Here is a 25,983-nt window from a genome sequence, read left to right as displayed (position 1 = left end):
CCCCGTGAAAACGGGGCGTTGCGTCTTGCGTCGCGAAAGGCCGGTCAGGCTGCTTCGCGGTTCTCGATATCGGTCGGGACCGTGGAGATCGTCTTCAGGATCTGCGAAGCGATCTGGTAGGGGTCGCCCTGGGAGTTCGGGCGGCGGTCTTCGAGGTAGCCGCGATAGCCGTTGTTGACGAAGGAGTGCGGCACGCGGATCGAGGCGCCGCGGTCTGCCACGCCGTAGCTGAACTGGTGGATCGAGGCCGTTTCATGCTTGCCGGTCAGGCGCATGTGGTTGTCCGGGCCGTAGACGGCGATGTGGTCGGCGCGGGCCTCGGCGAAAGCACCCATGAGGGCTTCGAAATAGTCCCTGCCGCCGACTTCGCGCATGTAGGCGGTCGAGAAGTTGGCGTGCATGCCCGAGCCGTTCCAGTCGGTGTCGCCGAGCGGCTTGCAGTGGTATTCGACGTCGATGCCGTACTTTTCGGTCAGGCGCTGCAGCAGGTAGCGGGCAAGCCAGATCTCGTCGGCGGCCTTGCGCGAGCCCTTGCCGAAGACCTGGAATTCCCACTGGCCCTTGGCGACCTCGGCATTGATGCCTTCATGGTTGATGCCGGCGGCGAGGCAGATGTCGAGATGTTCCTCGACGATCTTGCGGGCGACGGCGCCGACATTGCTGTAGCCGACGCCGCAGTAGTACGGGCCCTGCGGAGCCGGGAAGCCGGCGTCCGGGAAGCCGAGCGGCCGGCCGTTCTGGTAGAAGAAGTATTCCTGTTCGAAGCCGAACCAGGCGCTTTCGTCATCGAGGATGGAAGCGCGGGTGTTGGACGGATGCGGCGTCTTGGCGTCCGGCATCATGACTTCGCAGAGGACGAGCACGCCGTTCTTGCGCTCGGGATCGGGATAGCTGGCGACCGGCTTCAGCACGCAGTCCGAGCTCGAGCCTTCGGCCTGCAACGTCGAGGAGCCGTCAAAACCCCAGAGCGGAAGCTGTTCCAGCGTCGGGAAAGCGTCGAATTCCTTGATGAGGGTCTTGCCGCGCAGGTTCGGGGTGGGCTTGTACCCGTCGAGCCAGATGTATTCGAGCTTGTATTTTGTCATTTCGTTCTCTCACTGACGCTGGTTTTGCAAGACCGCCGGACGCTTGAGGCAGCCGACAGCCGGATAGCGAACGAAACGCATCAACCGTGCCAGATCGAAGCGGGCGCCGATATTCGCGAGAAATTCATCCGCCCGGCCTGCGGCTGCCTTCGGGCAAGGCGGCGATGCAGCTGAAAGAATGGGCGGATTGCACAAAAAATAGGCGGTGCACGGCAGGCTTTGAGGCATCGCTCATTTTCGAGGCCGGCAGACTTGCATCGGTTGATGCGCGGCATGGACCGCCTCGCCGGGTGCGGATCGGTGTGTTGCGCAGAAATTCGACCGTTCGGCCGGCTCTGCTTGCGGAAATGACCGGCCGGGACTCTCCGTGACAGCTTTGCACCGGGCAGGCAGGAATGGCCAGCCAGGCGGAAAAAATTCCCCGATGCCGGGGATGGGCGCGAACAATAACTCCGCGCACAGGGGTTTGTGGCAATCCATTGCCTATAAAATCTATGGATTATATCTTTTAATGATCCCGTTGACTTGCCAGGAGGATATCATGCCCAAGACCGAATCCAATCCCATCACGCTTGGAACCCGCGCTCCGGACTTCGTTCTGCCCGATGCGAACGGTGCCGAGTTCAGCCCCAAGGACTTCGCGGACAGCCCGGCCTTGCTGGTCGCCTTCATCTCCAACCGCTGCCCCTTCGTGGTGCTGATCCGCGAGGCGCTGGCGAAGTTCGCCCGCGACCATGCCGGCCAGGGACTTGCCGTCGTCGCGATCAACAGCAACGACGCGGAGGCCCATCCGGAAGAAACGCTCGAACGGCTCGGCATCGAGGCGAAGACCTACGGCTACGATTTCCCCTACCTGAAGGACGAAACGCAGGCGGTGGCCAAGGCCTATGGCGCGGCCTGCACGCCGGACTTCTTCCTCTACGACGGCGAGCGCCGGCTCGCCTATCACGGCCAGTTCGACGATGCCCGCCCGGGCAACGGCAAGGATGTGACCGGCGCGGATCTGCGGGCGGCCGTGGAGGCCGTGCTGAAGGGCGGCCCCGCTCAGGCGACCCAGGTTCCCTCCATCGGCTGCAACATCAAGTGGACCGCTGGCAACGAGCCCTCCTGGTTCTCCACCGCCGCCTGAACCGATACCCGCATCCCTCGCACGAAACCGGAGCATCATGGCATCGCGTCGCAAGGAACAGTCCCCCGAAGAGGGGCGCCTCATCGAAACGGACGTGCTTGTCGTCGGTGGCGGTCCCGCCGCCGGCTGGGCGGCGCTGTCGGCCGCCGAGGCCGGCGCCCGCGTCGTCCTGGCCGACAAGGGCTATCATGGCACGAGCGGCGCCACGGCGCCGTCGAACACGGGAACCTGGTGCGTGCCGCCGGGCGAGGGGCGGGCGGCTTCCGTCGAGCAGCGTTTCAAGCGCACGGCCGGCCTTGCCGACCGTCGCTGGATGCTGCGCGCCGCCGACCAGGCCTATGAGAACCTCCAGAAGCTGGTGGAATGGGGCTATCCCTTCCCGAGCGAGGAGGACGGCAGCCTCTATATCGCCAATCTGCGCGGGCCGGACTACATGCGCTTCCTGCGCCAGCGCGTGCAGAAGGCCGGTGTCACGATCCTCGATCATCACCCGATCCTCGAACTGCTCGGCGACGACAATCACGTCGCTGGCGCCGCGGGGCTTGCGCGCCGCAACGGGGCGAGCTTCCAGGTCCTGGCGGGGGCCGTGGTTCTGGCCACGGGCGGCTGCGCCTTTTTCGAGCGCACCCTCGGCGGCACGGGGCTGACGGGCGACGGCTACCTCTTCGCCGCGGAGGCCGGTGCATCGTTGTCCGGCATGGAGTTCACCGGCAAATATACGCTCGCTCCGCATGGCTCGTCGCTGAACAAGGGCCTGCCGTTCCGCTGGGCCACCTTCTACGGCGCGAACGGCGAGGTGCTGCGCAACGCCCGCGGCGAGCCGGTGACGAACGGCATCGGCGGCGGCGAGCGGCAGGTGGCGGAAGCGCTGCTGGCCGGCCCGGTCTATGCCCGGCTCGACCTTGCCGAGCCCGCCATGCAGGACTGGCTGCGGCGCGGCCAGCCCAACTGCTTCCAGCCCTATGAGCGCATGGGCATCAATCCTTTCACGGACCTCTTCCGTGTCGATCTCAAATACGAGGGCACGGTGCGCGGCACCGGCGGCATCCGCATCGTCTCCTCCGATTGCGGCACCGGCATTGCCGGCCTTTATGCCGCCGGTGACGCGGCGAGCCGCGAGAACGTGACGGGCGGCATTTCCGGCGGCGGTGCGATCAACGCCTCCTGGGCGATCGCCAGCGGCTGGTGGGCCGGCCACGGCGCGGCCCGGCACGCCCACCGCAGGCAGGGGCGCGATGGAAGTCGCCTGCGCCCGCTCGGCACGACGGCTCTTCGCGGCGGCACGGCCGGGCCTGCCATCGACCTTGCCGCGGCCGCCCGCACGGTGCACGACGAGATCGCCCCGCTCGACAAGAGTTATTGGCGCACGTCGGCAACGCTTGAAGCGAGTGAGAGGACGCTGGAGGACATCTGGTCCCGGCTGAACCGGGCGCCGCCGGCGACGGGCATCGAGCGCCTGCAGGCCCGCGAGGTCGCCGCCGTCACCGCCAGCGCCCGCTGGACGGTCGCCGCAGCGACATTGCGCACCGAGAGCCGCGGCGTGCACCGCCGGCGCGATTTTCCGGGCGAGAGCGAGGCGCAGGCGAGCCGCATCATCGTTTCCGGCCTCGACCGGGTGACGGCGGTGCGGGAGACCCTTGCCCTCGAAACGGCGCAGGAGGGCTAAGCATGATCGAAGTCGTCTCGGCCGACCGCTGCATCCGCTGCGACATCTGCGAGCGCATCTGTCCGGCCTTCGTCTTCGACCGGGACGAGACGGGGCTTCCCGTCATCGCCCGGCAGGATGACTGCCAGACCTGCTTCCTCTGCGAAATCTACTGCCCGACCGATGCGCTCTATGTCGCCGAACAGGCGGATGGACCGACAGGCATCACCGAGCCCGACGTCCTCGAGCGCGATCTCTTCGGCGCCTATGCCCGTGCGCTCGGCTGGAATCGCGGGCGCGCCGGGGGAACACGGAATGACCCGACCCGCCACATCCGCGTGGCGCAGGTCTGAAAAGGAGATATCCATGGAACGCATCGCCGTCAGCGCCGTGCGCAAATCGTTCAACCTGAAGCCCGGCCAGACCGTGACCGTCGACGGCGTCACGTCCAGCCGCATCGCGGTGCTGGACGGCGTCGACCTCACCATCGACAGCGGCGAGTTCATCACGCTGGTCGGCCCGTCGGGTAGCGGCAAGTCGGTGCTGCTCGATGTGATCGCCGGGCTGACCGAGGCGACCTCGGGTGTCGCCCGCATCGACGGCGTCGACGTCACCAAGCCCCACGCCCGCACGGCCTATGTCTTCCAGCAATATGCGCTCTTTCCCTGGCGCACGGCCCTGCAGAATGTCGAATACGCGCTGGAAGTGCGGGGCGTTCCCGCGGCCGAGCGGCGCGAGCGGGCGAAGGATTTCCTGCATCTCTTCGGCCTCAAGGGCTTCGAGGACCGTTTCCCCTCGCAGCTTTCCGGCGGCATGCAGCAGCGCGTGGCGATCGCCCGGGCGCTTTCCACCGATCCGCAGGTCCTCCTGATGGACGAGCCCTTCGCCGCGCTCGACGCGCAGACCCGCGACATCCTGCAGAGCGAGCTCCTGCGCATCTGGGAGCAGATCAAGACGACGGTGGTCTTCGTCACCCATTCGATCGACGAGGCGATCTATCTCGCCGACCGCGTCGTGGTGATGACCGCCCGGCCGGCCAGCGTGAAGGAGATCGTCACGATCGACCTACCGCGCCCGCGCGATCTCGAAATCCGCAACAGCGAGGCCTTCAACGCCTATCGCGGCCGCGTCTGGGAAAGTCTGCGCGACGAAGTCGGCAAGGCCCAGCGCGACTGGACCCTTGCTTCCACCTACGCCAATTGAGGGAGGATCCGATGAGCCTCATCGTCGACCGCAACCTGCCGCTCCGCAACACCTTTTCATTGCGCCGCAAGCGCACCCCTTCCAAGGCGCCGAGCGCTTTCAGCGAGACCGTCTCCACCATCACGCTCGGCCTGCCGGCGCTCGTCGCCTTCGCGCTGCTCTGGGAGATCGCGCCGCGCGCCGGCTGGATCAACGCGCTGTTCTTCCCGCCGCTGAGCCAGGTGCTCGCGGTGCTCTGGGAGATGATCGTCTCCGGCCAGCTTGCCGACCATATCGGCATCAGCCTGCAGCGCGCCGCGATCGGCTTCCTGCTCGCCGTCGTCACCGCCGTGCCGCTCGGCTTCCTGATGGGCCGCTATTCGCTGTTCGAGAAGGCCTCCGACTTCCTCGTCCAGACGCTGCGCAACACCTCGCAATTCGCGCTGCTGCCGGTCTTCATCCTCGTTCTCGGCATCGGCGAAGCCTCGAAGATCGCCATCACCTTCTATGCCGCGGTGTTCTTCCTGCTGATCAACACGATCGTCGGGGTGAAGTCCGTCGATCCGCTGCTCGTCAAGGCGGCGCGCTCCATGGGCACCTCGGACTGGGATCTCTTCAAAAAGGTGATCTTCCCGTCCGCCATTCCCTCGATCGTCGCCGGCGCCCGGCTCGGGGTGAAGACCTCGCTTTTCTCGGTGATCGCCGCCGAGATGCTCGCCGCCCAGTCCGGCATCGGCTACCTCATCCAGAATTCGTCGCTGATGCTGGAAACCGACCGCATGTATGCCGGCATCCTGACGCTGACGATCATCGGCCTCCTGCTCAACTACCTGCTCGTCGCCGGCGAACGGCGTGCGACGCACTGGCGCGGCAGCGGCGAAAGCGGCCCGAACTGACCCCTCATCGCATTGCTTCCTCAATCAACGGCCTGTTCCGAAAGGACCCATCCATGACATCGTTTTCCATCCGCCCGCTGCGCCGGACGCTCCTGAAAATCGCGCTCGCGCTGTCGATCCTGCCCGTCGCGGGCCTTGCGCCGGCCTTGGCCGACGAGGCGAAGCCCGACGTCATCCGCATCGGCTCCACTGCGCCGGGCCACCTGAAGTTCATTCTCTACCGCAACAAGAAGCTGCTGGAGGACGAGTTCGCCAAGGACGGCATCAAGATCGAGTTGACAACCTTCGACGGGGGCTCGGCGGCGACTGTCGCCCTTGGTTCGGGCGCAATCGACTTCACCTATATCGGCAACAACCCGTCGCTGCGCCTTGCGGCCACCGGCGCCGATGTGAAGCTCGTCGGCCTGTCGAGCTGGAACCGCTCCAACGAGACGCAGATCGTCGTGAAGCCGGATTCGCCGATCCAGAAGATCGAGGACCTCAAGGGCAGGAAGGTCGCCTATCTCGCCGGCACGGTGCGCCACTCGACCTTCGCCAAGGCGCTGAAGACGGTGGGTCTCTCGATCAATGACGTGGAAAGCCTCAACCTCGGCATCGAGAGCTCCGGCCCGGCCCTTTCGCGCGGTGATGTCGATGCGGTGGTCGAGAGCACCGGCCCCGTGCAGAAGCTGGTCGAGGAAGGCGAGGCCCGGGTGATCTTCGATGCCGGCGTTTCCGGCAGCCCGGAATGGGCCGTGCCGCATCTCCTCAGCGTCAACGGCGATTTCGCCCGCAAGTATCCCGACATCGTGACGCGCCTTTTGGCCGTCGATATCGCGGCGGCGCGCTGGGCCGATGCCAACCCGGAAGAGACGATCGCGATCTTCGTGAAGGAAACCGGCAACAGCGACAATGCGGTGCGCGCGACCTATCCGGACGGCAAGTTCTTCCAGGATCCGCAGATCACCGAGGAGGCCGTGCGCGCGCTTCAGGGCGAGGAGGCCTTCATGGCCGATGCCGGGCTCCTGAAGGGCAAGGTGAACTACGACACCTGGATCGACCGCTCCTTCTACGACGCAGCCGTCAAGAAGGTGGATGCCAGCAACTGATTTTCGGGCGTTTCCGCATTCTCCCGATTGCGGAAACGTTTTATTCTTTCATCTCAGCGTCATTCCGGCGAAACCGCTTCGCGCTTTCGCCGGAATTGCTCTATAGGACGGGATGGCGGCGTTCGAACATCGTCGCCCGTTTTGCGATTGCGATGTCCTCCATTCCCTCTCCGCCGATACCGCTTCACCGTACCCGCATCGTCCCGGCCGTGGTCGCCGTGGCCTTCTTCATGCAGATGCTCGACAGCACGATCATCGCGACCTCGCTGCCGGCGATGGCGCAGGCCTTCTCGACGGATGTCGTGGCGCTCAACATCGGCTTCACGGCCTATCTGCTCGCCATGGCCGTGTTCATACCGCCGGCCGGCTGGCTTGCCGACCGGTTCGGTGCACGCGAGGTCTTTCTGACGGCGATCGTGCTCTTCACGCTTTCCTCCGTCGCCTGCGGCTTTTCCGGTTCGCTTGCCGAATTCACCGCGGCGCGGCTCCTCCAGGGCGCATCCGCCGCGCTGATGACGCCGGTCGGGCGCCAGCTCGTGCTGCGCGGCGCGCCGAAGGCGGAGCTGGTGCGGGCGATCGCCACCATTACCTGGCCGGCGCTGATCGCGCCGGTGGTCGGGCCGCTGATCGGCGCCTGGGTCACCACCCATGCCGGCTGGGAATGGAATTTCTTCATCAACCTGCCGCTCGGCCTGATCGGCGTGCTGCTCGTCCTGTTCTTCGTGCCGCAGGCGCCGGCCGAAGGCGCGCGACCCTTCGACCTGAAGGGCTTCCTCTTGACGGGAAGCGCGCTCGCGCTGACGCTTGCCGGCCTGGAACTCTCCAGCGCGCCGACGGGCGGCGCCGGCACGCTTGCCGTTCTCGCCCTCGGCCTTGCCGCCGGCTGGGTCGCCATCCGTCATCTGAGGCGCGCGCCGCATGCCCTGCTCGACATGGCCGTGCTCAAGGTGCCGACCTTCGCCTTCGCGACGCTCTCGGCCGGCACCGCGGGCCGGCTTGCGGTCAATGCCACGCCCTTCCTGCTGCCGCTCCTGTTCCAGGTCGGCCTCGGCCTCGATGCCGTCGAGACCGGCTCGCTCGTGCTCGTCTATTTCCTCGGCAACCTGTTGATGAAGAGCGTGACGACGCCGGCGCTGCGCCTTTTCGGCTTCCGCACGCTGCTCGTCGTCAACGGCCTCGTCGCCGCGCTGACGATCGGCGCCTTTGCCCTTGTCGACGGCGATACGCCGCGCCTCCTGCTGTTTGCGCTGCTGATCGCCTGCGGATTGTCCCGCTCGATGCAGTTCACCGCGCTGACGACGATCGCCTTTGCCGATGTCACGCCCGCCCAGCGAAGCGCGGCGACGACGATCTCGGCCATGCTGCAGCAGCTCGCGCAGCTTCTCGGCGTCGCCGTGGCCGCCGCCGTCATCCGCCTCTCGGCCGCCCTTTTCCCCGAGGCCGCCGGCGGCAGCATGCTGACGGACATCCGTGCCGCCTTACTGTGCATCGCCGCCATCGGCCTCGTCTCGGCCCTGCGTTTTCTCGCGCTGCCGGCCGGCGCCGGGGCGGAAGTTTCGGGACATCGCCGCCATCCCTCTTGATTCTCTTCAAGATTGCGGTAGCCTGCGCGCGTTCGACAAGACTGCATGGGAGAGATCGGCCGGAAGGCCGGCGCCGACGGAGCAACCCCCCAGGAAACTCTCAGGCACCAGTGACCGTGCAGTTGAACGATCTGGAGAGAGGCGCTGCGGGCGCCCACCGAAGGGGAAAGCCGCTGTGGCGGGTAAACTCTCAGGTACCGTGACAGATTGGGGAAAACGCGGGCTCCGGCCCGTACCCTGATGTCATACGGAGCGAGAGACCTATTATGCCCCATATCGCCGTTATCGGCGCCGGTATCACCGGCGTTACCACTGCCTATGCCCTTCTGGAACGCGGCTTCGACGTGACCGTGCTCGAAAGCCAGCGTTACGCCGCCATGGAAACCTCCTTTGCCAATGGCGGCCAGCTTTCCGCCAGCAATGCCGAGGTCTGGAACCATTGGTCCACCCTGTTCAAGGGCGTCAAATGGATGATGCGGAACGATGCCCCGCTGCTGATGAACCCGCGGCCGACGTGGCACAAATATTCCTGGCTCGCCGAATTCGTCTCGAACATCATGCGCTATCGCGACAACACGGTGGAGACGACGCGGCTGGCGATCGCCGCCCGGCAGCATCTCTTCTCCATCGCCGAGCGCGAGAACATCGATTTCGACCATGTGCGCCGCGGCATCCTGCACATCTACTGGGACAAGGCGAGCTTCGACCATGCGGCGAAGGTCAATGCCCTGCTGACCGAGGGCGGGCTCGACCGCCGGGCGGTGACGGCCGAAGAGGTCAAGTCGATCGAGCCGACGCTGCACGGGGCCTTCCACGGCGGCTTCTACACGCCCTCGGACTCGACCGGCGACATCCACAAGTTCACCTCGGGCCTTGCGAAGGCCTGCCAGCGCCGGGGCGCCCGTTTCCTCTTCGATGCCCGCGTCACGGACATCGGCAGGAACGGCGCGTTCCGCATCGGCTATGCGACGGGAGAGGGCTCGGCGCACCAGGTCGAGGCGGATGGCGTCGTCGTCTGCGCCGGCACGGCCAGCCGCCAGATCGCCGCCATGCTCGGCGACCGGGTCAACATCTATCCCGTGAAGGGTTATTCGATCACCGTGCATCTCGATGACGAGCGCAGCCAGGCGGCGGCGCCCTGGGTGAGCCTGCTCGACGACCGGGCGAAGATCGTGACCAGCCGCCTCGGCCCGGGCCGCTTCCGCGTCGCCGGCACGGCCGAATTCAACGGCATGAACCGCGACATCCGCCACGATCGCGTCAAGCCGCTCGTCGACTGGACGCGCATGCTGTTTCCCGAGGTCGACACCAATCGTGTCGTGCCCTGGGCGGGCCTGCGCCCGATGATGCCCAACATGATGCCGCGGGTCGGCAGGGGGCGCCAGCCCGGCGTGTTCTACAATACCGGGCACGGCCATCTCGGCTGGACGCTTTCGGCGGCGACCGCGCAGATGGTGACGGACACGATTGCCGGCGAGATGGCGGCAGACCGCGCCATCGCCGCCTGATAGAAGGACGCGAAGCGCTCGACAATTCGGGTCCCGGCGCCAGGTGCCGGGACCTATCGAAAAACCGCAACTCCACGAGGATAGACATGGCCGAACTCACCCTTGCCGCCGCCAACAGCATCATCGCCGCCGCCTTTGAGGCTGGCGCAAAGGCCGGCTTCAAGCCGCTCACTGTGGCGGTGCTCGATGCCGGAGGCCACTTGAAGGCCTTCCAGAAGCAGGACGGCGCCTCCATGCTGCGCTACGAGATCGCCTTCGGCAAAGCCTATGGCTCGCTCGCCGTCGGCATGGGCTCGCGCTGGCTGGACAAGAATGCGAAGGAACGCCCGCATTTCATCGAGGGCCTGACCGCCGTCTCGGGCGGCAGGATCGTCGCCGTTCCCGGCGGCGTGCTGATCCGCGATGCGGCCGGAACGCTGCTCGGCGCGGTCGGCGTGACCGGGGATACCTCCGACAATGACGAGATCTGCGCGGTCGCCGGCATCGAGGCAGCGGGTCTTGTCGCCCAGGTCGATTGAGGGCTGATGCCGTCATCGGTTGCCGGGCGGATAGCGTGAGAGCGGAGGTTGGCAAAGCGGGGAAAGAATGCTGTTCTCCGCCCGCATCCGTGCTGATTTCAGGATTCTCAGAAATGACCGACCTGCTCGTGACCAATGTCCGGCCCGATGGCGGCGAGACCGCCGACATCCTGATCAAGGGCGGCAGGATCGCCGCCATCGGCGCGAACCTGCCGCGCGAAGCGGGCGTTCCCGTGCATGACGGCGGCAATGCCGTCGCCATAGCCCCCTTCGTCGAGCCGCATGTGCATCTCGACAAGATCCTCTGGGGCCTGCCGTGGCACAGCATCAACGTGCCGCCCTCGCTGCGCGCGATGATCGACAACGAGGTGGAGATCCGCAAGAACCTGCCCTGGGACACGGAGGAGCGGGCCGGCAACCTGATGCGCCAGTGCGTCGCCATGGGCTCCACCCATATCCGCAGCCATGTCGATATCTCCAGCGGCTACAGGCTCGACAACCTCCATGCGGTGCTGCGCGCCCATGAAAAGACGCGCCACGCCGTCGGCCTCGAACTCGTCGCCTTCCCGCAGCTCGGCATGATGATCGATCCCGGCACGGCGGACCTGATGGAGGCGGCGCTCGACGAGGGCGCTTCCGTCATCGGCGGCATCGACCCAACCGATATCGACGGCGACCCCAAGGGACACCTCGACACGATCTTCGACATCGCCAGCCGCAAGGGCGCGAAGATCGACATCCACCTGCACGAGGCGGGCGAACTCGGCCTGTCCGCCTTGAAGATGATCGCCGAGCGCACCAGGGCGAACGGCATGCAGGGCCGTGTCGTCGTCAGCCATGCCTTCTGTCTCGGTGATGGGCCGGCCGATGCGGTGGACGCGATGATCGATATCCTCGCGGAAAACGGCATCGGCATCATCTCGGCGGTGCCGGGCGAGATCGATTTCCCGCCGATGTTCGAGCTGGCGCGCCGCGGCGTCAAATGCGCCGTCGCCTCGGATTCCCTGCGCGACACCTGGAACCCGCATGGCAACGGCGACATGCTGGAGCGCTGTTGGCTGCTGTCCTACCGTTCCTATTGCCGCACGGACGAGGAACTGGTCGCCGCGCTCGACATGGGTACCGGGCGGGGCGCGGACCTTCTCGCGCTCGAAGGCCACGGCCTCGATGTCGGCTGCGAGGGCAGCCTCGTGCTGATCGAGGGCGAAAACCGGGCGCAGATCCTCGTCGACCGGCCGAAGCGCAGCCTGGTGGTCAAGCGCGGCCGCATCGTCGCGCGCGACGGCACCTGGGTGGCGTGAGGCCGTGCGTCTGCACGGCCTCCTTTCGAGGCTCAGCGCGGGCTCAGTTTCCAGTAGAGCGTGAAGGCGACCGCAATCAGCATCGCCACGGCGGCGCCGACGACGCCGACGAAGGCATGGTCGAAGGCGGACTGGGCGAGGGCGATGACCTGCTGCGCCTGGTCCGGCTTGAGGCCATCGGCAAGCACCAGCGCCTCGTCGAGGCTGTCGCGGGCCTCGTCGGCGAGCGCCATGCCCTGCGGCACGACCATCGCCTTTGAATAGAGGGCGGACATCAGGCTTCCGAGCAGCGCGATGCCGAGTGCCCCGCCCAGTTCGAACGAGACTTCCTCCACCGAGGCGGCCATGCCGGCCTGCTCTTCCGGTGCCGAGAGCATGATGACGGCCGATGCCGCCGTCATGGCGGCGCCGACGCCGAAGCCCATCGCCGCCAGCGCCGTGATCCAGTAGCCTGTCGGGCCCTGGTGGGTGGCGAGAAAGGCGGCGAGCGCAAGGCCGGACAGCAGCAGCGCGGCCCAGAGCACCCGTTCACCGCCAAGGCGCGGCAAGGCGAGCCCGGTGAGCGGCCCGGCGAAGAAGGCGGCGGCGGGGATCGGCAGGATGATGAGGCCGGCCTCCAGCGGGGAATAGCCGAGCACGAGCTGCAGCCGCTGGCTGAAGACCAGTTCCACGCCGATAAGGGCGGCGGAGGCGACGAGCGCGGTGGCGACACCCGCGGTGAAACGTGGATTGGCGAAGAGCGCGAAATCGATCAACGGCGCCGCGCTGCGGCGCTGGCGGCGAATGAACACCGCCATGGCCGCAAGGCCGATGGCAAGCGCGATGGCCGCGCTTTCCCAGGAGGGATCGCGCTTTCCGGCTTCCTTCACGGCATAGGTGAGGCCGACGAGGCCGAACATCACCTGCACGGAACCGAGGAGATCCCAGGGGCGGCTGCGGTCTCCCGCGCGGCGGGTGAGCAGGACGGCGCTCGCCGCCAGCGCGACGAGAACGACCGGAACGTTGATCAGGAAGACGGAGCCCCACCAGAAATATTCGAGCAGCAGGCCGCCGACGACCGGGCCGAGCGCCGCCCCGCCCGAGGCGACCGCGGCCCAGATGCCGATGGCGAAGGCCCGCTCCTTCTCGTCGGTGAAGGTGAGGCGGATGAGCGACAGCGTGGCAGGCATCATCATCGCCGCCCCGGCCGCCAGGGCGACGCGCGCGGCAATCAGCAAGGCGGGCGAAGGGGCGAAGGCCGCGCCGAGGGAGGCGAGGCCGAACACGAAGAGGCCGGCCATGAACATCTGCTTGTGGCCCAGCCGGTCGCCCAGCGTGCCGAGGCCCGGCAGGAGGCCGGCGACGACGAGGGGATAGGCGTTGACGATCCAGAGCTTTTCGGCCGCGGTGGCGGAAAGCGCGTGCGTCAGTTTGGGCAGGGCCGTATAGAGCACCGTCATGTCGATGACGATCAGGAAAAGGGCGCTGGAGACGACGGCGAGGACGAGCCAGCGTTTACCACGGGACATCGGTATGATCCTTGGGCATGGTGTTTAGCGGTTGCATGCGCGTGGGGCGCTATATAAATACATTCGTATTGAAATGGAAGGGGTGAGATGGCAGGGCGACCGCGCAGCATAGATCGCGACCGCGTTCTGGACGCCGCCGAGGCCATCGTGGCCGCGGACGGCGCGGCGGGCCTCACCTTCGATGCCGTTGCGCGCGCCGCCGGCATCACGAAGGGCGGCGTGCAGTATTGTTTCGGCACGAAGGAGAACCTGATCCGCTCGATGATCGAGCGCTGGGGCAGCACGTTCGAGGCGGAGGTGATGGCGCATGCGGGAAGCGATCGCTCGCCGCAATCCGTCATTCGCGGCCACCTGCTGGCGACCCGCGACAGCGACGAGGCGGAATATTCACGCTCCGCCGTGATGATGACGGCGCTCTTGCAAAGCCCCGAACAGGTGGCGGCGAGCCGCGTCTGGTACACGCATCGCCTGGCGGGGCTGGACATGGATAAGGCGGAGGACAGGCAGGCCGCGCTCGCTTTCCTCGCCGGCGAAGGTGCCTTCCTGCTGAAGGCCTTCGGCCTCATCGACATCACCGAGGCCCGGTGGACGGCCCTGTTTTCCGACATGCTCACCCTTGCGGGCGGGCGCGAGGACGAAAAAAGGGACGGGGAAAAGGGTTAGAGCAGGTCCGGCGCCAACGCGATGCCACTTCGGCCGAAAACATTCCGGATGCGAGGGAGGCGGGGCTCAGAGCCTGTATTCGCTGGCGAGCGTCACATGGTGGTGGATGCGGCCTTCGAAGAATTCGGCCAGAACCGCCTCGGTCGCGGCGCGGGCTTCGGCGCGCACCGGGCTTGCGAGCGCCTCCTCGACGGCCGCAAGGCTCGGATAGTTGATGGCGAGGATCATCGGCAGTTCCGGCGCACCCTCGTCGCGGGCCTCGGCAAACGAAACGCGCACGTCGGTGGCATGTGGAAACTGCCGCCATTTCGGCAGGATGCGCTCGATGACGGCCTTGCGGAAGGCGTCGGTCCGGCCCTCCTTCACCTTGCCCTCGAACAGCGCGTAGCGGGTGATCATTCGAAGTTCTCCTTGTTCGGGCCCCGGAAGAATTCCATCAGCGCCGCCTGGTCCTCGCCGCCGAGGCCGGCGGCCGTCAGCATGCGGTGGATCTCGGCACAGGCCGCCGTCAGCGGCATGGCGGTGTTGGTGCGGCGGGCAAGGTCCTGCGCGCCGGAAAGGTCCTTCACCATGTTGTCGATGCGGCCCGTGCGGCGGTAGTCCTTCGCCACGAAGCGCGGCATGTATTCCTGCAGGATGGCGCTGTCGGCCCGCCCGCCCTTCAGCGCCTCGGGGATCTTTGCCGCGTCGACGCCGGCATCGAGCGCCAGTTGCGTTGCCTCGGCGACGGCAAGGAAGCCGAGGCCGCACAGGACCTGGTTGATCAGCTTGGTCGTCTGGCCGGCGCCGACCGGGCCCATATGGGTGTAGTTGCTGGCGACGTGTCGCAGGACCTTATGCGCATCCGCCACGTCGTCCGCCGTTCCGCCGGCCATCAGCGTGAGCTGGCCGATCAGCGCCTTCGGCGCCCCGCCGGACAGCGGGCTGTCCACCCAGCGCAGGCCCTTTTCCGCCGCATCGGCGGCCAGCTGCTTCGTGGCGTCCGGGTCGATCGAGGACATGTCGATGATGAGCGTGCCGGCCCGCGCGCCGGCGGCGATGCCGGCCTCGCCGAAGACGGCGCGGCGCACGATGGCCGGCGAATTGAGGCTGAGGATCACATAGTCGCTGGCGGCGGCGGCCGCGGCGGCCGTGGGCGCCGCGGCCGCGCCCTTGCCGACCAGTGCGTGCACCTTTTCCGGGTTCGGATCGAAGACGGTCAGGCGGTTGCCGGTTTCGGCAAGCCGCGTGCCGATGGCGCCGCCCATGGCGCCCGCGCCGATCAGCGCGACGGTGTTCGTCATGATGGGGTCTCCTCCAGTTTCGCGGCGATACGGTCGACGACGCTTTCGAGCGTGTCGTCGATATCGACGATCATGGCATTCTCGTCTTGCGCCGGCGGTTCGAGGGCGGCGAACTGGCTGTCGATGAGGCTCGTCGGCATGAAATGGCCGGCACGGGCCGACATGCGGGCGGCGATCAGGTCCCTGCTGCCGGAAAGGTGGACGAAGGTGACGGGACCGCGCGCCTCGCGGGCGATGTGGTCGCGGTAGCGGCGCTTGAGGGCCGAGCAGCCGATGATCAGGGTGCCGCCCGGCTGCGCGAGCGTCCGGCCGACCAGGGTCAGCCAGGGCCAGCGGTCCTCGTCGGTCAGCGGTTCGCCGCGGCTCATCTTGTCGATGTTTTCCGGCGGATGCAGGTCGTCGCCATCGAGATAGTTCGCGCCGATACGGCCGGCAAGCGCCGCGCCGACGGCGGACTTGCCGCAGCCGGCAACGCCCATCAGGACGATGCGCCTGTTTTCCTCAGAGCGAGGCCGTGATGCCGCCGTCGACATAGAGCGTGTGTCCGTTCACGAAGGAGGAGGCGTTTGAAGAAAGGAAGATACAGGCGCCGACGAGCTCCTCCACCTTGCCCCAGCGGCCGGCCGGCGTGCGTTTCTCCAGCCAGGCGGAGAAGGCGGGATCGGCGACGAGCGCGGCGTTCAGTGGCGTGTCGAAATAGCCGGGCGCGATGGCGTTGCATTGCAGGCCGTATTTCGCCCAATCCGTCGCCATGCCCTTGGTGAGGTTGCCGACCGCGCCCTTGGTGGCGGTGTAGGGGGCGATGCCCGGGCGGGCGAGCGCCGTCTGGACGCTGGCGATGTTGATGATCTTGCCCGCGCCGCGGCCGATCATGTGGCGCGCGACGGCCTGGCCGACATTGAAGACGGTGGAGACGTTGGTCTTCAGGAGCCGCTCGAAGGCGTCGGCGGGAAAGTCCTCCAGTGGCGTGCGGTGCTGCATGCCGGCATTGTTGACGAGGATGTCGATGGCGCCGACCTCCGCCTCGAAACCGTCGATGGCCGCGCGCACGGCCGCGTGGTCGGTGGCGTCGAAGGCGAGCGTGTGCCTTGCCCCGAGCGCTTCCGTGGCCGCCTGCAGCTTGGCCGTGTCGCGGCCGTTGAGGACGATGTCGGCGCCGGCATCGGCAAGGCCCTTCGCCAGCGCAAGGCCGATGCCCTGCGAGGAGCCGGTGACAAGGGCGCGCTTGCCCGTGAGGTCGAAGAGTTGGGTGCTCATGGCTCTTCCTTAACTGAATGCGATCTGCGTCTTCATCGATTGCCCCTTGTCCGAGGCGATCTCGAAGGCCTTCAGGGCGTCGGCGAGCGGCAGCGTATGGGTGATCAGCGGCTTCACGTCGATCAGCCCGCCCTGCATCAGCCGGATGGCGACCGCGAATTCCTCATGGAAGCGGAAAGAGCCGCGCAGGTCCAGTTCCTTGGCCGTGATCGCCATCATCGGCAGGCTCATTTCGCCGCCGAGGCCGAGCTGCACGATGACGCCGCGCGGGCGTAGCGCCTGGATGCCCGCAACGAGCGCCGGCTGTGCGCCGGAACACTCGTAGAGCACATCGAAAGTGCCCTTGTTCTCGCTGAACGGAACAAGGCCGTCGCGGTCTTCCGACAGGTTGACCGTACGGTCCGCGCCGACCGCGCGGGCAAAGCCGAGCGCCCGTTCGGAGAGGTCGGCGGCGACGATCTCGGCCGCACCCGCCCGCCTTGCGGCGAGGATCGACAAGGTGCCGATCGGCCCGCAGCCGGTGACGAGCACGCGCTTGCCCAGCATTTCGCCGGCCCGGCGCGTGGCGTGCAGCGTGACCGAAAGCGGCTCGGCCATCGCGGCTTCACCCGCCGAAAGCCCGTCCGCCTTCACGCACTGGCTGGCCCTGGCCACCAGCCGCTCGCGGAAAGCGCCCTGGATATGCGGGAAGGGCATGGCCGAGCCATAGAAGCGCATGTTGAAGCAATGGTTCGGCAGGCCCTTCAGGCAGTAGGCGCAGGCCCCGCAGGGCCGCGAAGGCGAGACGGCGACGAGATCGCCGATGGCAAGGCCGGAAACGCCCTCGCCGAGCGCGGCGACATGGCCGGCCACTTCATGGCCGAGGATCATCGGCTCCTTCAGCCGCACCGTGCCGAAGCCGCCGTGGTTGTAGTAGTGCAGGTCCGAGCCGCAGATGCCGCCGGCGGCAAGGCGGATCTCCACCTCACCGGGGCCGGGCGCCTCAACGGCACTCTCCTCGATGCGCAGGTCCTTAGCCGCGTGGATGACGATGGCTTTCATCGCATCACCCTCACAGGACCGGCGTCGGCAGCGGGCGGCCGTCGAAATGGGCCGACAGGTTGTCGAAGACGAGCTGGCCCATCGCCTTGCGCGTCTCGACCGTGCCGGAGGCCATGTGCGGCTGGAGCAGGACGTTGTCGAGCGCAAGGAAGCGCGGGTTCAGGTTCGGCTCGCCCTCGAAGACATCGAGCGCGGCCGAACCGAGCGCCTTGCGTTCCAGCGCGTCGAGCAGGGCGTCCTCGTGGATGTTGGAGGCGCGCGAGATGTTGATCAGCATGCCCTCCGGCCCGAGCGCCTCGATCACCTTGCGGCCGACGATGTGGCGCGTCTCGGCGGAGGCGGCCAGCGTGACGAAGAGGAAGTCGGAGCGGGCGGCCAGTTCCACCGGATCGGCGACGAAGGTCCAGTCCTTGGCGAAGTCCTTCGGGCCGGTATCGCTGTAGGCGATGTCCATGTCGAAGCCGGCAAGGCGCTTGGCGACCTCGTAGCCGATGCGGCCGAGGCCGAGCACGCCGGCGCGCTTGCCGTGCACGCGGCGCTTCAGCGGGTAGAGGCCCTTGCTTGCCCAGTCGCCGCTCTTGACCCAGGCCTCGCCGCCGATGACGCCGCGCGCCTCGGCGAGCATCATGGCGATGCCGAGATCGGCGACGTCCTTGGTGAGCACGTCGGGCGTGTTGGTGACGCGGATGCCGCGCTCGCGGGCGGCGGCAAGGTCGACCGCATCGAAGCCGACGCCGTAGACGGAGATGACCTCCAGCTTCGGCAGCGCCTCGATCATCGCCCGGTTCGCCCCAAGCTCGCCGCGCGTCGCGATCCCGCGGATGTTAGCGCCATGCGCGGCCAGGAACGCCGCCTTGTCGGCTGCCTCGAAATAGCGATGCATGGTGAAGTTGGCGTTCAGGCGCTCTTCGTCCCACGCTGGATACGGCCCAACCTGCAACAGCTCGATCTTGCTCACGGGATTCCTCCGACATATATTTTGTTATCGATAACATATCGTGCCGCAGGGAATTGTCCAGCCCCATTTCAAAAAGCTATGGGGGTGTTGAAGAGGCTTATATAGCGCCCTTGACAATGATGTTATCGATACCATACGATCATTCCATCGGCTTTGGGAGGAGCAGGTGGAAACGCAGAAACTTCTGGAATTTCGCGCCGTGTCGAAGGAGTTCGGCGGCACGAAAGCGCTGACGAACGTGTCGCTCGACCTCAGGAGCGGCGAGATCCTCGCGCTTCTCGGCGAAAACGGCGCCGGCAAGTCGACCCTCATCAAGACGCTCGCCGGCATCTACCGGCCGGACGGCGGGGACATCCTGTTTTGCGGCGAGCCCTATCACCATCGCCCGCCGCGGCCGAACGAGCGCCAATCGGTCGCCTTCATCCACCAGGACCTCGGCCTCATCGAATGGATGACGGTGGCCGAGAATGTCGGCCTGGCACAGGGCTTTTCGCTGCGTCGCAAGCTGATCGACTGGAACGCCACGGCGCGGCGCACGGCCGAAGCGCTGAAGCTGGTCGGCTGCGATTTCGATCCCTCCACCCGCGTGCAGAGCCTGACGCGCACCGAAAAGTCGCTGGTCGCCATCGCCCGGGCGCTCGCCGTCGAGGCCGACGTGCTCGTCCTCGACGAACCGACAGCGAGCCTTCCGGCCGACGAGGTGGAGCGCCTGTTCGACGCCATCCGGCCGCTCAAGGACCGCGGTGTGGCGATGATCTACGTCTCGCACCGCCTCGACGAGATCTTCCGCATCGCCGACCGCGTCGCCGTGCTGCGCGATGGGCATCTCGTCGGCGAGACGGCCGTCGCCGACACCAATCCGGACGAGCTGATCCGCATGATCGTCGGCCGCAAGGCGGACCAGCTCTTTGCCAAGGCCCATTCGACACCCGGTCCGGTGCTGGTGTCGGTCGGCGACCTTGCCTGCCGTGGTGCCGGCCCCGTCTCCTTCGAGCTCAGGCAGGGCGAGCTTCTCGGCCTTGTCGGCCTGCGCGGCGCGGGGCAGGAACTGATCGGCCGCGCCCTCTTCGGCGCCGAACCCGCGACGGGCGTGGTGACGATCCGCGGTGCGGCGCCCGATCTTTCCAGCCCGGAAACGGCGATCGCCTCCGGCATCGGGTTGATCGCCCGCGACCGGACGGAGGAATCGGTCGCCATGTCGCTCACGCTGCGGGAAAACACCTTCCTCAATCCCGGCGCGTCCGGGCGTGGGCTTGCGGCTTTCCTGTCGCCGGCCCGCGAAGCCGGCATGGCCGCGGCCATCGGCGAGAAGGTGGGGCTGCGCCCCAACGACCAGGCGCTCGCCATCGAGGCGCTGTCGGGCGGCAACCAGCAGAAGGTGGTGGTCGGGCGCTGGCTTGCGACCGGCCGCAGGCTGCTGATCGCCGAGGACCCGACGGCCGGCGTCGATGTCGGCGCCAAGGCCGACATCTACCGCCTCATCGCCGCGGCGGTGGAGGAGGGGCTCGCCGTCCTCGTGATCTCCACCGACTTCGAGGAGATCGCGCATATCTGCCATCGGGCGCTCGTGTTCTCGCGCGGACGCATCGTTCGCGAACTGTCCGGCGCCGACCTCACCACCTCCGCCGTCATCGCTGCGGCCTCCGCCTCCGAGGCGGCCTGATTTCCGGGAGAAAGACGATGCAATCCATCCAGTCCAACGCGCTCGAGCCGACGCCCGCCGAACTGAAGGGGCTTTCGACCGGCGAGAAGCTGAAGCGCCTCCTGCCGGTCTATGGCCTCGTCATCCTGACGGTCCTGCTCATCCTCGTCTTCTCGGTCCTGCTGTCGGATACGTTCCCGACGCTGCTCAACCTGCGCTCGATCATCGCCAACAAGACGATCATCGCCATCCTGTCGCTGGCCGCGATGATCCCCATGGCGTGCGGGCGCATCGACCTGACCATCGGCTACGGCATCGTGCTCTGGCATATCCTGGCGATCAGCCTGCAGACCATGCTGGGCCTGCCCTGGCCGTTGGCGGTCGCCGTCGTTCTTGTGCTCGGCGCGTTGACCGGCCTCCTGAACGGCCTGCTGGTCGAGGTGGCCAAGATCGACAGCTTCATCGCGACCCTCGGCACCGGCACGGTCATCTATGCCATCGCGCTCTGGCACACAGGCGGCCGGCAGGTGGTCGGCGTCTTGCCGGACGGGTTTCTCGCGCTGAACGGCACCATGCTCTTCGGCCTGCCGATCACCGGCTTCTACGTGCTGGCGCTGGCGATTGTGCTCTGGATCGTGCTCGAATACCTGCCGATCGGCCGCTATGTCTATGCCATCGGCGCCAATCCGAAGGCGGCGGCGCTGAACGGCATTCCGGTCCGCCGTTTCGTCATCGGCGCCTTCATCGCCTCGGGCGTCCTCTCGGCCGTCGCCGGCGTGCTGCTCGCCTCGCGGCTGCGCATCGGCCAGGCGAGCGTCGGCCTCGAATATCTGCTGCCGGCCCTCGTCGGCGCTTTCCTCGGCTCCACCACCATCAAGCCGGGCCGCGTCAATGTCTGGGGCACGATGATCGGCGTCATCATCCTTGCCGTCGGCATTGCCGGCATCCAGCAGTTCGGCGGCTCCTTCTTCGTCGAGCCGCTGTTCAACGGCGTCACGTTGCTCGTCGCCATCGGTATTGCCGGTTATGCCCAGCGCCGCCGTGGCGCTGCGGGCGCCATCAAGCCGAAGGGCGCGCCGGGGGAAGCGGCCGGCAAGCCATCCTGAACCTTCGTTCCATCGTCGCATGTCTCACGTCCAAAGGGAGGACACTATCGTGAAACGCAGAGATTTCCTGGCCACCACGGCCGCCGCCGCCTTCGGCCTGATGCTCGCAAGCCCGGCCTTCGCGGATGCCATGGCGGATGCGAAGGCCGTCGTCGAGAAATATGCCAGCAAGGTCGAGAAATGGGACGGCCCGACGGGCGGCCCGAAGGCGGCGGAAGGCAAGACCGTCGTCGTGGTCGCAGCCGACATGAAGAACGGCGGCATCCTCGGCGTCGTCAACGGCATCGAGGAGGCGGCCGCCGCCATCGGCTGGAAGGTGACGGTGCTCGACAGCGCGGGCTCGATCGAGGGCCGTACCGCCTCCTTCGGCCAGGCGCTGACGCTGAAGCCGGGCGGCATCATCATCACCGGTTTCGATGCCGTCGAGCAGAAGCCGGCGATGGAGGAGGCCAAGAAAGCCGGCATTCCGATGGTCGCCTGGCATGCGGCGCCTGCCGTCGGCCCGGTCGAGGAGGTCGGCGTCTTCGCCAACGTGACGACGGACGCCATGGAAGTCTCCAAGGCGGCGGCCGACTATGCCTTCGTCGATGCCGGCGGCAAGCCGGGCGTGATCATCTTCACCGATTCCACCTACGCCATCGCCATCGCCAAGGCCGACAAGATGAAGGCGGAGATCGAGGCGCTCGGCGGCACGGTGCTCGAATATGTCGACACGCCGATCGCCGAGACCTCGCAGCGCATGCCGCAGCTCACGACGACGCTCCTGCAGAAATACGGCGAGCAATGGACCCATTCGCTGGCGATCAACGACATCTATTTCGACTTCATGGGCCCGTCGCTCGCCGCGGCCGGCATTGCGGGCGATGGCGCGCCGAAGAGCGTTGCGGCCGGCGACGGCTCGGAAAGCGCCTACCAGCGCATCCGCGCTAGGCAGTACCAGTCCGTCACCGTGGCCGAGCCGCTCAACCTGCAGGGCTGGCAGCTCGTCGACGAGTTGAACCGCGCCTTCGCGGGCGAGCAGTGGTCGGGCTACGTCTCGCCGCTCCATGTCGTGACGGTGGACAATGTCGAGTTCGATGGCGGGCCGAAGAACAGCTTCGACCCCGACAACGGCTATCGCGACGAATACAAGAAGATCTGGGGCAAATAAGCCTCCTTCCGGCGTCCGGGGGCGGGAGGACCGTCCCCGGGCGCGATCAAAGCCCGGTCTCCATTGCCCTTGCCCGGGACGGCATGATCGGTATCTTGCGCGGGCGTTGGATTGCGAGGGAGGAGTGCCATGTCGTTTTTCGAGGCCGAGGACGCGGTGTTCTCAACCTTCGTGCTGGGAAATGCGCCGCTGAAGAAGCTGGCCGGCGGGTTCGACTGGGTCGAGGGACCGGTCTGGTTCGGCGATCACGATTGCCTGCTGTTCTCCGACATTCCCAACAACCGCATCCTGCGCTGGAGCCCGGCGCTCGGTATAAGCACGTTCCGCGAGCCCGCCAATTTCTCCAATGGCAACACGCGCGACCGGGAAGGCCGGCTCGTCACCTGCGAGCACGGCACGCGCCGCGTCACCCGCACCGAGCATGACGGCTCGATCACCGTCATCGCCGACCGCTACGAGGGAAAGCGGCTGAACTCGCCGAACGATGTCGTCGTCGCCTCGGACGGTGCCGTGTGGTTCACCGATCCGCATTACGGCATCGCCTCCGACTACGAGGGCACGCGCGCCGAACAGGAGCTGCCCTGCAATGTCTACCGGGTCGACCCGCTTTCGGGGGAGATCCGGGCGGTGCTCACCGATTTCCAATGCCCGAATGGCCTTGCCTTCAGCCCGGACGAGACGCGGCTCTATGTCGCCGATACGGGCCGCATCTTCTCCGACGATCCGCGCCATATCCGCGTCTTCGATGTCGGCGAAGGCTGGTCGCTTGCCGGAGGCGACGTCTTCCATGTCGTCAGTCCCGGCTGCGCGGACGGCATGCGCGTCGATGCGGCCGGCAATCTCTGGACCTCGGCCGGCGACGGGGTGCACTGCATCGCGCCGGACGGCCGCCGGCTCGGAAAAATCCTCGTGCCGGAGACGGTGTCGAACATCTGCTTCGGCGGCCGGCATGGTCACCGGCTCTTCATCACCGCCACCACGTCCCTTTATGCCGTTTCGCTCGCCATCCGCGGTGCGGTCCGGACCACGCGATAGGAATGCCGGACATGCCATTCACCGAAACGACCGCGAAGCTGACGGACGAGGGCGTGCTTGCCATGCTGCAAGGCGCCATCGATGCCGCGAAGGCCTCGGGCCAGCCGCAATGCATCGTCATCGTCGACCAGAGCGGCGTGGTGCTCGGCTCCTTCCGCATGAACGGCTCGCGTTATCTCTCGCTGAAGAGCGCCACGGCCAAGGCCCGCACCGCCGCCTCTATCGGCGCCCCGAGCCACAGCCTGCCCGACCATGCGAAGCTGCCGCTTGCGGCGGCCACCCGGGGCGAGGTGACGGGCCTTCGCGGCGGCTTGCCGATCCGCTCGGCCGGCGTGCTCCTCGGCGGCATCGGCGTCGGTTCGGGCTCGGGGGAGCAGGACGAGGAGGTCGCCCGCGCGGCGCTGGCCGCCATCGGCGCGGACGCGGCGTGACCGGCCTTTGCGCGCGTGGGGATAACGGAACGCTCCGGCGTCGCCCGGCTTGCGGCATGGAAGGCCGGCGCGCTATGGTGTGGTAACGATAACGGAGCACGGGGAATGCGCAACGACAAGGCGCCGACCATGGCGGACATCGCCCGCAAGACGGGTGTTTCCCCGATGACGGTATCGCGCGCGTTCAAGTCCGGCAGCCTGATCAACAAGGATACGCGCGACGCGATCCTGAAGGCGGCGGAAGAGCTCGGCTATGTCTTCGATTCCACCGCCTCGAACCTGCGCTCGCAGAAGACGGATTTCATCGCCGTCACCATCCCGTCGATCAACAATGCGAACTTCGCCGATACGGTCGGCGGCCTTTCCGAAACGCTGAGCGCCCGCGGCTTCCAGATCCTGCTCGGCTATACGAACTACGATGTCGAGGAAGAGGAGCGGCTGATCGAGCAGCTCTTGCGCCGCAAGCCGCAGGCCATCGTCGTGACCGGCGGAAAACACACGCCGCGGGCGCGGAGGCTGCTGGAGAACGCCAGCGTGCCCGTCATCGAGACCTGGGATGTGCCGGCCGAGCCGATCGGCCATTTCGTCGGCTTTTCCAATGCCGACGCCGTGCGCAGCATGGTCGATCATTTCGTGGCGGCCGGCTATTGCCGCATTGCCTTCATCGGCGGTGATGCGAGCCGCGACACCCGCGGCAGCGACCGCCGCCTCGGCTTCATCGCCGCGCTCGACAGCCACGGCCTCGACGCCTCCCGCCTCATCGACGCGGGCGTGCCGCCGATCTCGATGCGGGAAGGCGCCAATGCCATGGCGCGGCTGCTGGCGGAATTCCCCGATACGGAAGCGGTGATCTGCGTGTCCGACCTTTCGGCCTTCGGGGCGCTGACGGAGTGCCAGCGCCGCGGCGTGCCCGTGCCCGGGCGCATCGCCATCGGCGGCTTCGGCAACTACGAGATCGGCGGTATCTGCGTGCCGGCGCTGACGACCGTCGACGCCCAAGCGCGGCAGATCGGCGAGCGCACCGGCCGCCTCATCCTCGATCTCCTCGACGACCGGCCGGACGTGCCGCATGTCACGATCGAACCGCGGCTGATCGTGCGCGACAGCAGCCGCTAGGCCTTCAATTGCGCCCGCAGCCTGCCGGCGGCGAGGTCCATGAAGGCCTGGATGCGCGGCGTGCGGCGCAGGTCCGGATGGATGAGGAGCCAGACTTCCGATTCCAGCGCGCCGATGAAATCGCCCTGCCGGTCGAGATCGAACGACCGGTGGAGATAATCCGGCAGAAGCGCTCTTCCGAGGCCCGCTGCGGCGGCCTGGGCGGCGGCCCACATGCTGTTCACCCGCAGCACGATCTCCTCCTCCGCCACATGGGCGGCCAGCCAGCGGGCGGCGGGAATAGCCGAAAGGCTGTCGTCGAGCGCGATCCACGGCAGGTCTTCCCTGGTTCCGCTTTTCACGTAGATCGCATAGCGGAACGCGCCCGCCCGCTGGCCGACCAGCGTTTCCGGCGGGGAGCGGGTGGGGCGGATGGCCACTTCGGCCTCATAGCGCGCCATGTCGGCAAAGGTGTTGGAGACCACGAGATCGAAGCGGATGCCGGCATGTTTCCGGCGTACCGGCGGGAGCAGCGTGGAAACCAGCGGGACCAGGGAATCGGGCGTCGTCAGGGTGATGCGGCCCGCAAGCCGCTGTTCGCCGCCCGCCAGTTGCCGCCGCGCCTCGGCAAGGTTTGCCTCCACGCCCATCGCGGCACGGACCAGCTCGCTGCCGAGCGGGGTCGGGATATATTGCCCGCCGAGCCGCTGGAACAGCGGCGCCCCGGCCTCCTGCTCCAGTTCCTTCAGCCGGCGGTAGACGGTGGCGAGGTGTACATTGAGGCCGGCGGCCGCGGGGGCGGGCTTTCCGCTGCGCGCCAGCGCCGCGATGAGGAGGAGGTCGTCGGTCGATAGCATTTTCGCACCATTGCGAACTGGT

At 67.1% G+C, this 25,983-nt stretch carries 27 protein-coding genes and 1 riboswitch; of the genes, 17 read left to right on the top strand and 10 right to left on the bottom strand.

What is annotated here, in order from left to right:
• Nucleotides 1-44 precede the first annotated feature (44 nt).
• Together WMC41_RS26225 and WMC41_RS26220 are read right to left on the bottom strand one after the other, a co-directional pair.
• Nucleotides 45-1,085 carry a glutamine synthetase beta-grasp domain-containing protein gene (locus tag WMC41_RS26225; RefSeq protein ID WP_272808395.1) on the bottom strand — a complete coding sequence of 347 codons (1,041 nt, stop codon included), beginning with the start codon at nucleotides 1,083-1,085 and terminating at the stop codon, nucleotides 45-47.
• A 9-nt stretch (nucleotides 1,086-1,094) separates the two neighbouring features.
• The gene (locus WMC41_RS26220; protein ID WP_432349535.1) at nucleotides 1,095-1,313 is read right to left on the bottom strand and encodes a hypothetical protein; all 219 of its coding nucleotides are present in this window, start codon (nucleotides 1,311-1,313) and stop codon (nucleotides 1,095-1,097) included.
• Nucleotides 1,314-1,626: 313 nt separating this feature from the next.
• Here WMC41_RS26220 and WMC41_RS26215 point away from each other — a divergent pair, with 313 nt between their 5' ends.
• From WMC41_RS26215 to WMC41_RS26170, 10 genes are all read left to right on the top strand, one after another.
• Nucleotides 1,627-2,214 (top strand): thioredoxin family protein, encoded by a 588-nt coding sequence (locus WMC41_RS26215; protein WP_432349534.1) that lies wholly within the window; start codon nucleotides 1,627-1,629, stop codon nucleotides 2,212-2,214.
• Nucleotides 2,215-2,251: 37 nt separating this feature from the next.
• On the top strand, nucleotides 2,252-3,880 hold the full coding sequence (locus tag WMC41_RS26210; protein ID WP_432349533.1) for an FAD-binding protein: 1,629 nt from the start codon (nucleotides 2,252-2,254) through the stop codon (nucleotides 3,878-3,880).
• Nucleotides 3,881-3,882: 2 nt separating this feature from the next.
• Nucleotides 3,883-4,212, top strand: a complete 330-nt coding sequence (locus tag WMC41_RS26205; protein ID WP_023516983.1) for a 4Fe-4S dicluster domain-containing protein — start codon at nucleotides 3,883-3,885, stop codon at nucleotides 4,210-4,212.
• Nucleotides 4,213-4,225: 13 nt separating this feature from the next.
• A complete protein-coding gene (locus WMC41_RS26200) occupies nucleotides 4,226-5,062 on the top strand; it encodes an ABC transporter ATP-binding protein (RefSeq protein ID WP_432349532.1) in 837 nt (278 codons plus the stop codon).
• Between the two features lie 11 nt (nucleotides 5,063-5,073).
• Nucleotides 5,074-5,937 (top strand): ABC transporter permease, encoded by an 864-nt coding sequence (locus WMC41_RS26195; protein WP_064334634.1) that lies wholly within the window; start codon nucleotides 5,074-5,076, stop codon nucleotides 5,935-5,937.
• Nucleotides 5,938-5,990: 53 nt separating this feature from the next.
• The gene (locus WMC41_RS26190; RefSeq protein ID WP_244770158.1) at nucleotides 5,991-7,025 is read left to right on the top strand and encodes an aliphatic sulfonate ABC transporter substrate-binding protein; all 1,035 of its coding nucleotides are present in this window, start codon (nucleotides 5,991-5,993) and stop codon (nucleotides 7,023-7,025) included.
• Between the two features lie 152 nt (nucleotides 7,026-7,177).
• Entirely contained in the window at nucleotides 7,178-8,608 is a 1,431-nt protein-coding gene (locus WMC41_RS26185; RefSeq protein WP_432349531.1) for an MFS transporter, read from the top strand.
• A 36-nt stretch (nucleotides 8,609-8,644) separates the two neighbouring features.
• Nucleotides 8,645-8,735, top strand: a riboswitch (glycine riboswitch).
• A gap of 139 nt (nucleotides 8,736-8,874) precedes the next feature.
• The gene (locus tag WMC41_RS26180) at nucleotides 8,875-10,116 is read left to right on the top strand and encodes a D-amino acid dehydrogenase (RefSeq protein WP_432349530.1); all 1,242 of its coding nucleotides are present in this window, start codon (nucleotides 8,875-8,877) and stop codon (nucleotides 10,114-10,116) included.
• Nucleotides 10,117-10,202: 86 nt separating this feature from the next.
• On the top strand, nucleotides 10,203-10,634 hold the full coding sequence (locus tag WMC41_RS26175; RefSeq protein WP_288080054.1) for a GlcG/HbpS family heme-binding protein: 432 nt from the start codon (nucleotides 10,203-10,205) through the stop codon (nucleotides 10,632-10,634).
• A 113-nt stretch (nucleotides 10,635-10,747) separates the two neighbouring features.
• Nucleotides 10,748-11,935 carry an amidohydrolase family protein gene (locus WMC41_RS26170; protein WP_432349529.1) on the top strand — a complete coding sequence of 396 codons (1,188 nt, stop codon included), beginning with the start codon at nucleotides 10,748-10,750 and terminating at the stop codon, nucleotides 11,933-11,935.
• A 32-nt stretch (nucleotides 11,936-11,967) separates the two neighbouring features.
• Here WMC41_RS26170 and WMC41_RS26165 read toward each other — a convergent pair whose 3' ends face one another.
• Entirely contained in the window at nucleotides 11,968-13,443 is a 1,476-nt protein-coding gene (locus WMC41_RS26165) for an MFS transporter (protein WP_432349528.1), read from the bottom strand.
• Between the two features lie 87 nt (nucleotides 13,444-13,530).
• Here WMC41_RS26165 and WMC41_RS26160 point away from each other — a divergent pair, with 87 nt between their 5' ends.
• Nucleotides 13,531-14,106, top strand: coding sequence for a TetR/AcrR family transcriptional regulator (locus WMC41_RS26160; protein WP_432349527.1), 576 nt, complete (start codon nucleotides 13,531-13,533; stop codon nucleotides 14,104-14,106).
• A gap of 66 nt (nucleotides 14,107-14,172) precedes the next feature.
• Here the strand turns inward: WMC41_RS26160 and WMC41_RS26155 are convergent, their stop codons facing one another.
• Genes WMC41_RS26155 through WMC41_RS26130 form a run of 6 tightly spaced genes read right to left on the bottom strand, consistent with a single transcriptional unit; the run spans nucleotide 14,173 to nucleotide 18,645 of the window.
• Nucleotides 14,173-14,505 (bottom strand): hypothetical protein, encoded by a 333-nt coding sequence (locus WMC41_RS26155; protein ID WP_244770165.1) that lies wholly within the window; start codon nucleotides 14,503-14,505, stop codon nucleotides 14,173-14,175.
• Nucleotides 14,502-15,389: an NAD(P)-dependent oxidoreductase gene (locus WMC41_RS26150; protein ID WP_244770166.1), complete on the bottom strand. Its 888-nt coding sequence runs from the start codon at nucleotides 15,387-15,389 to the stop codon at nucleotides 14,502-14,504. The genes WMC41_RS26155 and WMC41_RS26150 overlap by 4 nt, the downstream gene beginning before the upstream one ends.
• Complete coding sequence (locus WMC41_RS26145) at nucleotides 15,386-15,868, bottom strand: gluconokinase (protein WP_244770167.1); 483 nt, start codon at nucleotides 15,866-15,868, stop codon at nucleotides 15,386-15,388. Before WMC41_RS26145 ends, WMC41_RS26150 begins: the two co-directional genes overlap by 4 nt.
• Before the next feature lie 22 nt (nucleotides 15,869-15,890).
• The gene (locus WMC41_RS26140) at nucleotides 15,891-16,646 is read right to left on the bottom strand and encodes an SDR family oxidoreductase (protein WP_244770168.1); all 756 of its coding nucleotides are present in this window, start codon (nucleotides 16,644-16,646) and stop codon (nucleotides 15,891-15,893) included.
• Nucleotides 16,647-16,655: 9 nt separating this feature from the next.
• Nucleotides 16,656-17,687, bottom strand: a complete 1,032-nt coding sequence (locus WMC41_RS26135; RefSeq protein ID WP_244770169.1) for an L-idonate 5-dehydrogenase — start codon at nucleotides 17,685-17,687, stop codon at nucleotides 16,656-16,658.
• A gap of 10 nt (nucleotides 17,688-17,697) precedes the next feature.
• The gene (locus WMC41_RS26130) at nucleotides 17,698-18,645 is read right to left on the bottom strand and encodes a 2-hydroxyacid dehydrogenase (protein WP_432349526.1); all 948 of its coding nucleotides are present in this window, start codon (nucleotides 18,643-18,645) and stop codon (nucleotides 17,698-17,700) included.
• A gap of 166 nt (nucleotides 18,646-18,811) precedes the next feature.
• Here WMC41_RS26130 and WMC41_RS26125 point away from each other — a divergent pair, with 166 nt between their 5' ends.
• From WMC41_RS26125 to WMC41_RS26100, 6 genes are all read left to right on the top strand, one after another.
• Entirely contained in the window at nucleotides 18,812-20,308 is a 1,497-nt protein-coding gene (locus WMC41_RS26125) for a sugar ABC transporter ATP-binding protein (RefSeq protein ID WP_432349525.1), read from the top strand.
• Between the two features lie 17 nt (nucleotides 20,309-20,325).
• Nucleotides 20,326-21,393: an ABC transporter permease gene (locus WMC41_RS26120; protein ID WP_244770172.1), complete on the top strand. Its 1,068-nt coding sequence runs from the start codon at nucleotides 20,326-20,328 to the stop codon at nucleotides 21,391-21,393.
• Nucleotides 21,394-21,442: 49 nt separating this feature from the next.
• A complete protein-coding gene (locus tag WMC41_RS26115) occupies nucleotides 21,443-22,543 on the top strand; it encodes an ABC transporter substrate-binding protein (protein ID WP_432349524.1) in 1,101 nt (366 codons plus the stop codon).
• Between the two features lie 129 nt (nucleotides 22,544-22,672).
• Nucleotides 22,673-23,578 (top strand): SMP-30/gluconolactonase/LRE family protein, encoded by a 906-nt coding sequence (locus WMC41_RS26110; RefSeq protein ID WP_272808378.1) that lies wholly within the window; start codon nucleotides 22,673-22,675, stop codon nucleotides 23,576-23,578.
• 11 nt (nucleotides 23,579-23,589) lie between these two features.
• Nucleotides 23,590-24,009, top strand: a complete 420-nt coding sequence (locus WMC41_RS26105) for a GlcG/HbpS family heme-binding protein (protein ID WP_432349523.1) — start codon at nucleotides 23,590-23,592, stop codon at nucleotides 24,007-24,009.
• 105 nt (nucleotides 24,010-24,114) lie between these two features.
• On the top strand, nucleotides 24,115-25,125 hold the full coding sequence (locus WMC41_RS26100) for a LacI family DNA-binding transcriptional regulator (RefSeq protein ID WP_432349522.1): 1,011 nt from the start codon (nucleotides 24,115-24,117) through the stop codon (nucleotides 25,123-25,125).
• On the opposite strand, the gene WMC41_RS26095 is transcribed toward WMC41_RS26100, so the two are convergent.
• Nucleotides 25,122-25,961, bottom strand: a complete 840-nt coding sequence (locus tag WMC41_RS26095) for a LysR family transcriptional regulator (protein WP_432349521.1) — start codon at nucleotides 25,959-25,961, stop codon at nucleotides 25,122-25,124. The genes WMC41_RS26100 and WMC41_RS26095 overlap by 4 nt on opposite strands.
• Between the last annotated feature and the right edge of the window lie 22 nt (nucleotides 25,962-25,983).

This window comes from Shinella yambaruensis (assembly GCF_050859155.1).
GTDB classification, from domain to species: Bacteria; Pseudomonadota; Alphaproteobacteria; order Rhizobiales; family Rhizobiaceae; genus Shinella; species Shinella yambaruensis.
This window is presented reverse-complemented; position numbering and strand designations above follow the sequence as displayed.

Excerpts from the sequence above, each read along its gene's own strand:
- WMC41_RS26225 (WP_272808395.1), bottom strand. The coding sequence starts at position 1,085 with ATGACAAAATACAAGCTCGAATACATCTGGCTCGACGGGTACAAGCCC.
- WMC41_RS26220 (WP_432349535.1), bottom strand. The coding sequence starts at position 1,313 with ATGCCTCAAAGCCTGCCGTGCACCGCCTATTTTTTGTGCAATCCGCCC.
- WMC41_RS26215 (WP_432349534.1), top strand. The coding sequence starts at position 1,627 with ATGCCCAAGACCGAATCCAATCCCATCACGCTTGGAACCCGCGCTCCG.
- WMC41_RS26210 (WP_432349533.1), top strand. The coding sequence starts at position 2,252 with ATGGCATCGCGTCGCAAGGAACAGTCCCCCGAAGAGGGGCGCCTCATC.
- WMC41_RS26205 (WP_023516983.1), top strand. The coding sequence starts at position 3,883 with ATGATCGAAGTCGTCTCGGCCGACCGCTGCATCCGCTGCGACATCTGC.
- WMC41_RS26200 (WP_432349532.1), top strand. The coding sequence starts at position 4,226 with ATGGAACGCATCGCCGTCAGCGCCGTGCGCAAATCGTTCAACCTGAAG.
- WMC41_RS26195 (WP_064334634.1), top strand. The coding sequence starts at position 5,074 with ATGAGCCTCATCGTCGACCGCAACCTGCCGCTCCGCAACACCTTTTCA.
- WMC41_RS26190 (WP_244770158.1), top strand. The coding sequence starts at position 5,991 with ATGACATCGTTTTCCATCCGCCCGCTGCGCCGGACGCTCCTGAAAATC.
- WMC41_RS26185 (WP_432349531.1), top strand. The coding sequence starts at position 7,178 with ATGTCCTCCATTCCCTCTCCGCCGATACCGCTTCACCGTACCCGCATC.
- WMC41_RS26180 (WP_432349530.1), top strand. The coding sequence starts at position 8,875 with ATGCCCCATATCGCCGTTATCGGCGCCGGTATCACCGGCGTTACCACT.
- WMC41_RS26175 (WP_288080054.1), top strand. The coding sequence starts at position 10,203 with ATGGCCGAACTCACCCTTGCCGCCGCCAACAGCATCATCGCCGCCGCC.
- WMC41_RS26170 (WP_432349529.1), top strand. The coding sequence starts at position 10,748 with ATGACCGACCTGCTCGTGACCAATGTCCGGCCCGATGGCGGCGAGACC.
- WMC41_RS26165 (WP_432349528.1), bottom strand. The coding sequence starts at position 13,443 with ATGTCCCGTGGTAAACGCTGGCTCGTCCTCGCCGTCGTCTCCAGCGCC.
- WMC41_RS26160 (WP_432349527.1), top strand. The coding sequence starts at position 13,531 with ATGGCAGGGCGACCGCGCAGCATAGATCGCGACCGCGTTCTGGACGCC.
- WMC41_RS26155 (WP_244770165.1), bottom strand. The coding sequence starts at position 14,505 with ATGATCACCCGCTACGCGCTGTTCGAGGGCAAGGTGAAGGAGGGCCGG.
- WMC41_RS26150 (WP_244770166.1), bottom strand. The coding sequence starts at position 15,389 with ATGACGAACACCGTCGCGCTGATCGGCGCGGGCGCCATGGGCGGCGCC.
- WMC41_RS26145 (WP_244770167.1), bottom strand. The coding sequence starts at position 15,868 with ATGGGCGTTGCCGGCTGCGGCAAGTCCGCCGTCGGCGCGGCGCTTGCC.
- WMC41_RS26140 (WP_244770168.1), bottom strand. The coding sequence starts at position 16,646 with ATGAGCACCCAACTCTTCGACCTCACGGGCAAGCGCGCCCTTGTCACC.
- WMC41_RS26135 (WP_244770169.1), bottom strand. The coding sequence starts at position 17,687 with ATGAAAGCCATCGTCATCCACGCGGCTAAGGACCTGCGCATCGAGGAG.
- WMC41_RS26120 (WP_244770172.1), top strand. The coding sequence starts at position 20,326 with ATGCAATCCATCCAGTCCAACGCGCTCGAGCCGACGCCCGCCGAACTG.
- WMC41_RS26110 (WP_272808378.1), top strand. The coding sequence starts at position 22,673 with ATGTCGTTTTTCGAGGCCGAGGACGCGGTGTTCTCAACCTTCGTGCTG.
- WMC41_RS26105 (WP_432349523.1), top strand. The coding sequence starts at position 23,590 with ATGCCATTCACCGAAACGACCGCGAAGCTGACGGACGAGGGCGTGCTT.
- WMC41_RS26100 (WP_432349522.1), top strand. The coding sequence starts at position 24,115 with ATGCGCAACGACAAGGCGCCGACCATGGCGGACATCGCCCGCAAGACG.
- WMC41_RS26095 (WP_432349521.1), bottom strand. The coding sequence starts at position 25,961 with ATGCTATCGACCGACGACCTCCTCCTCATCGCGGCGCTGGCGCGCAGC.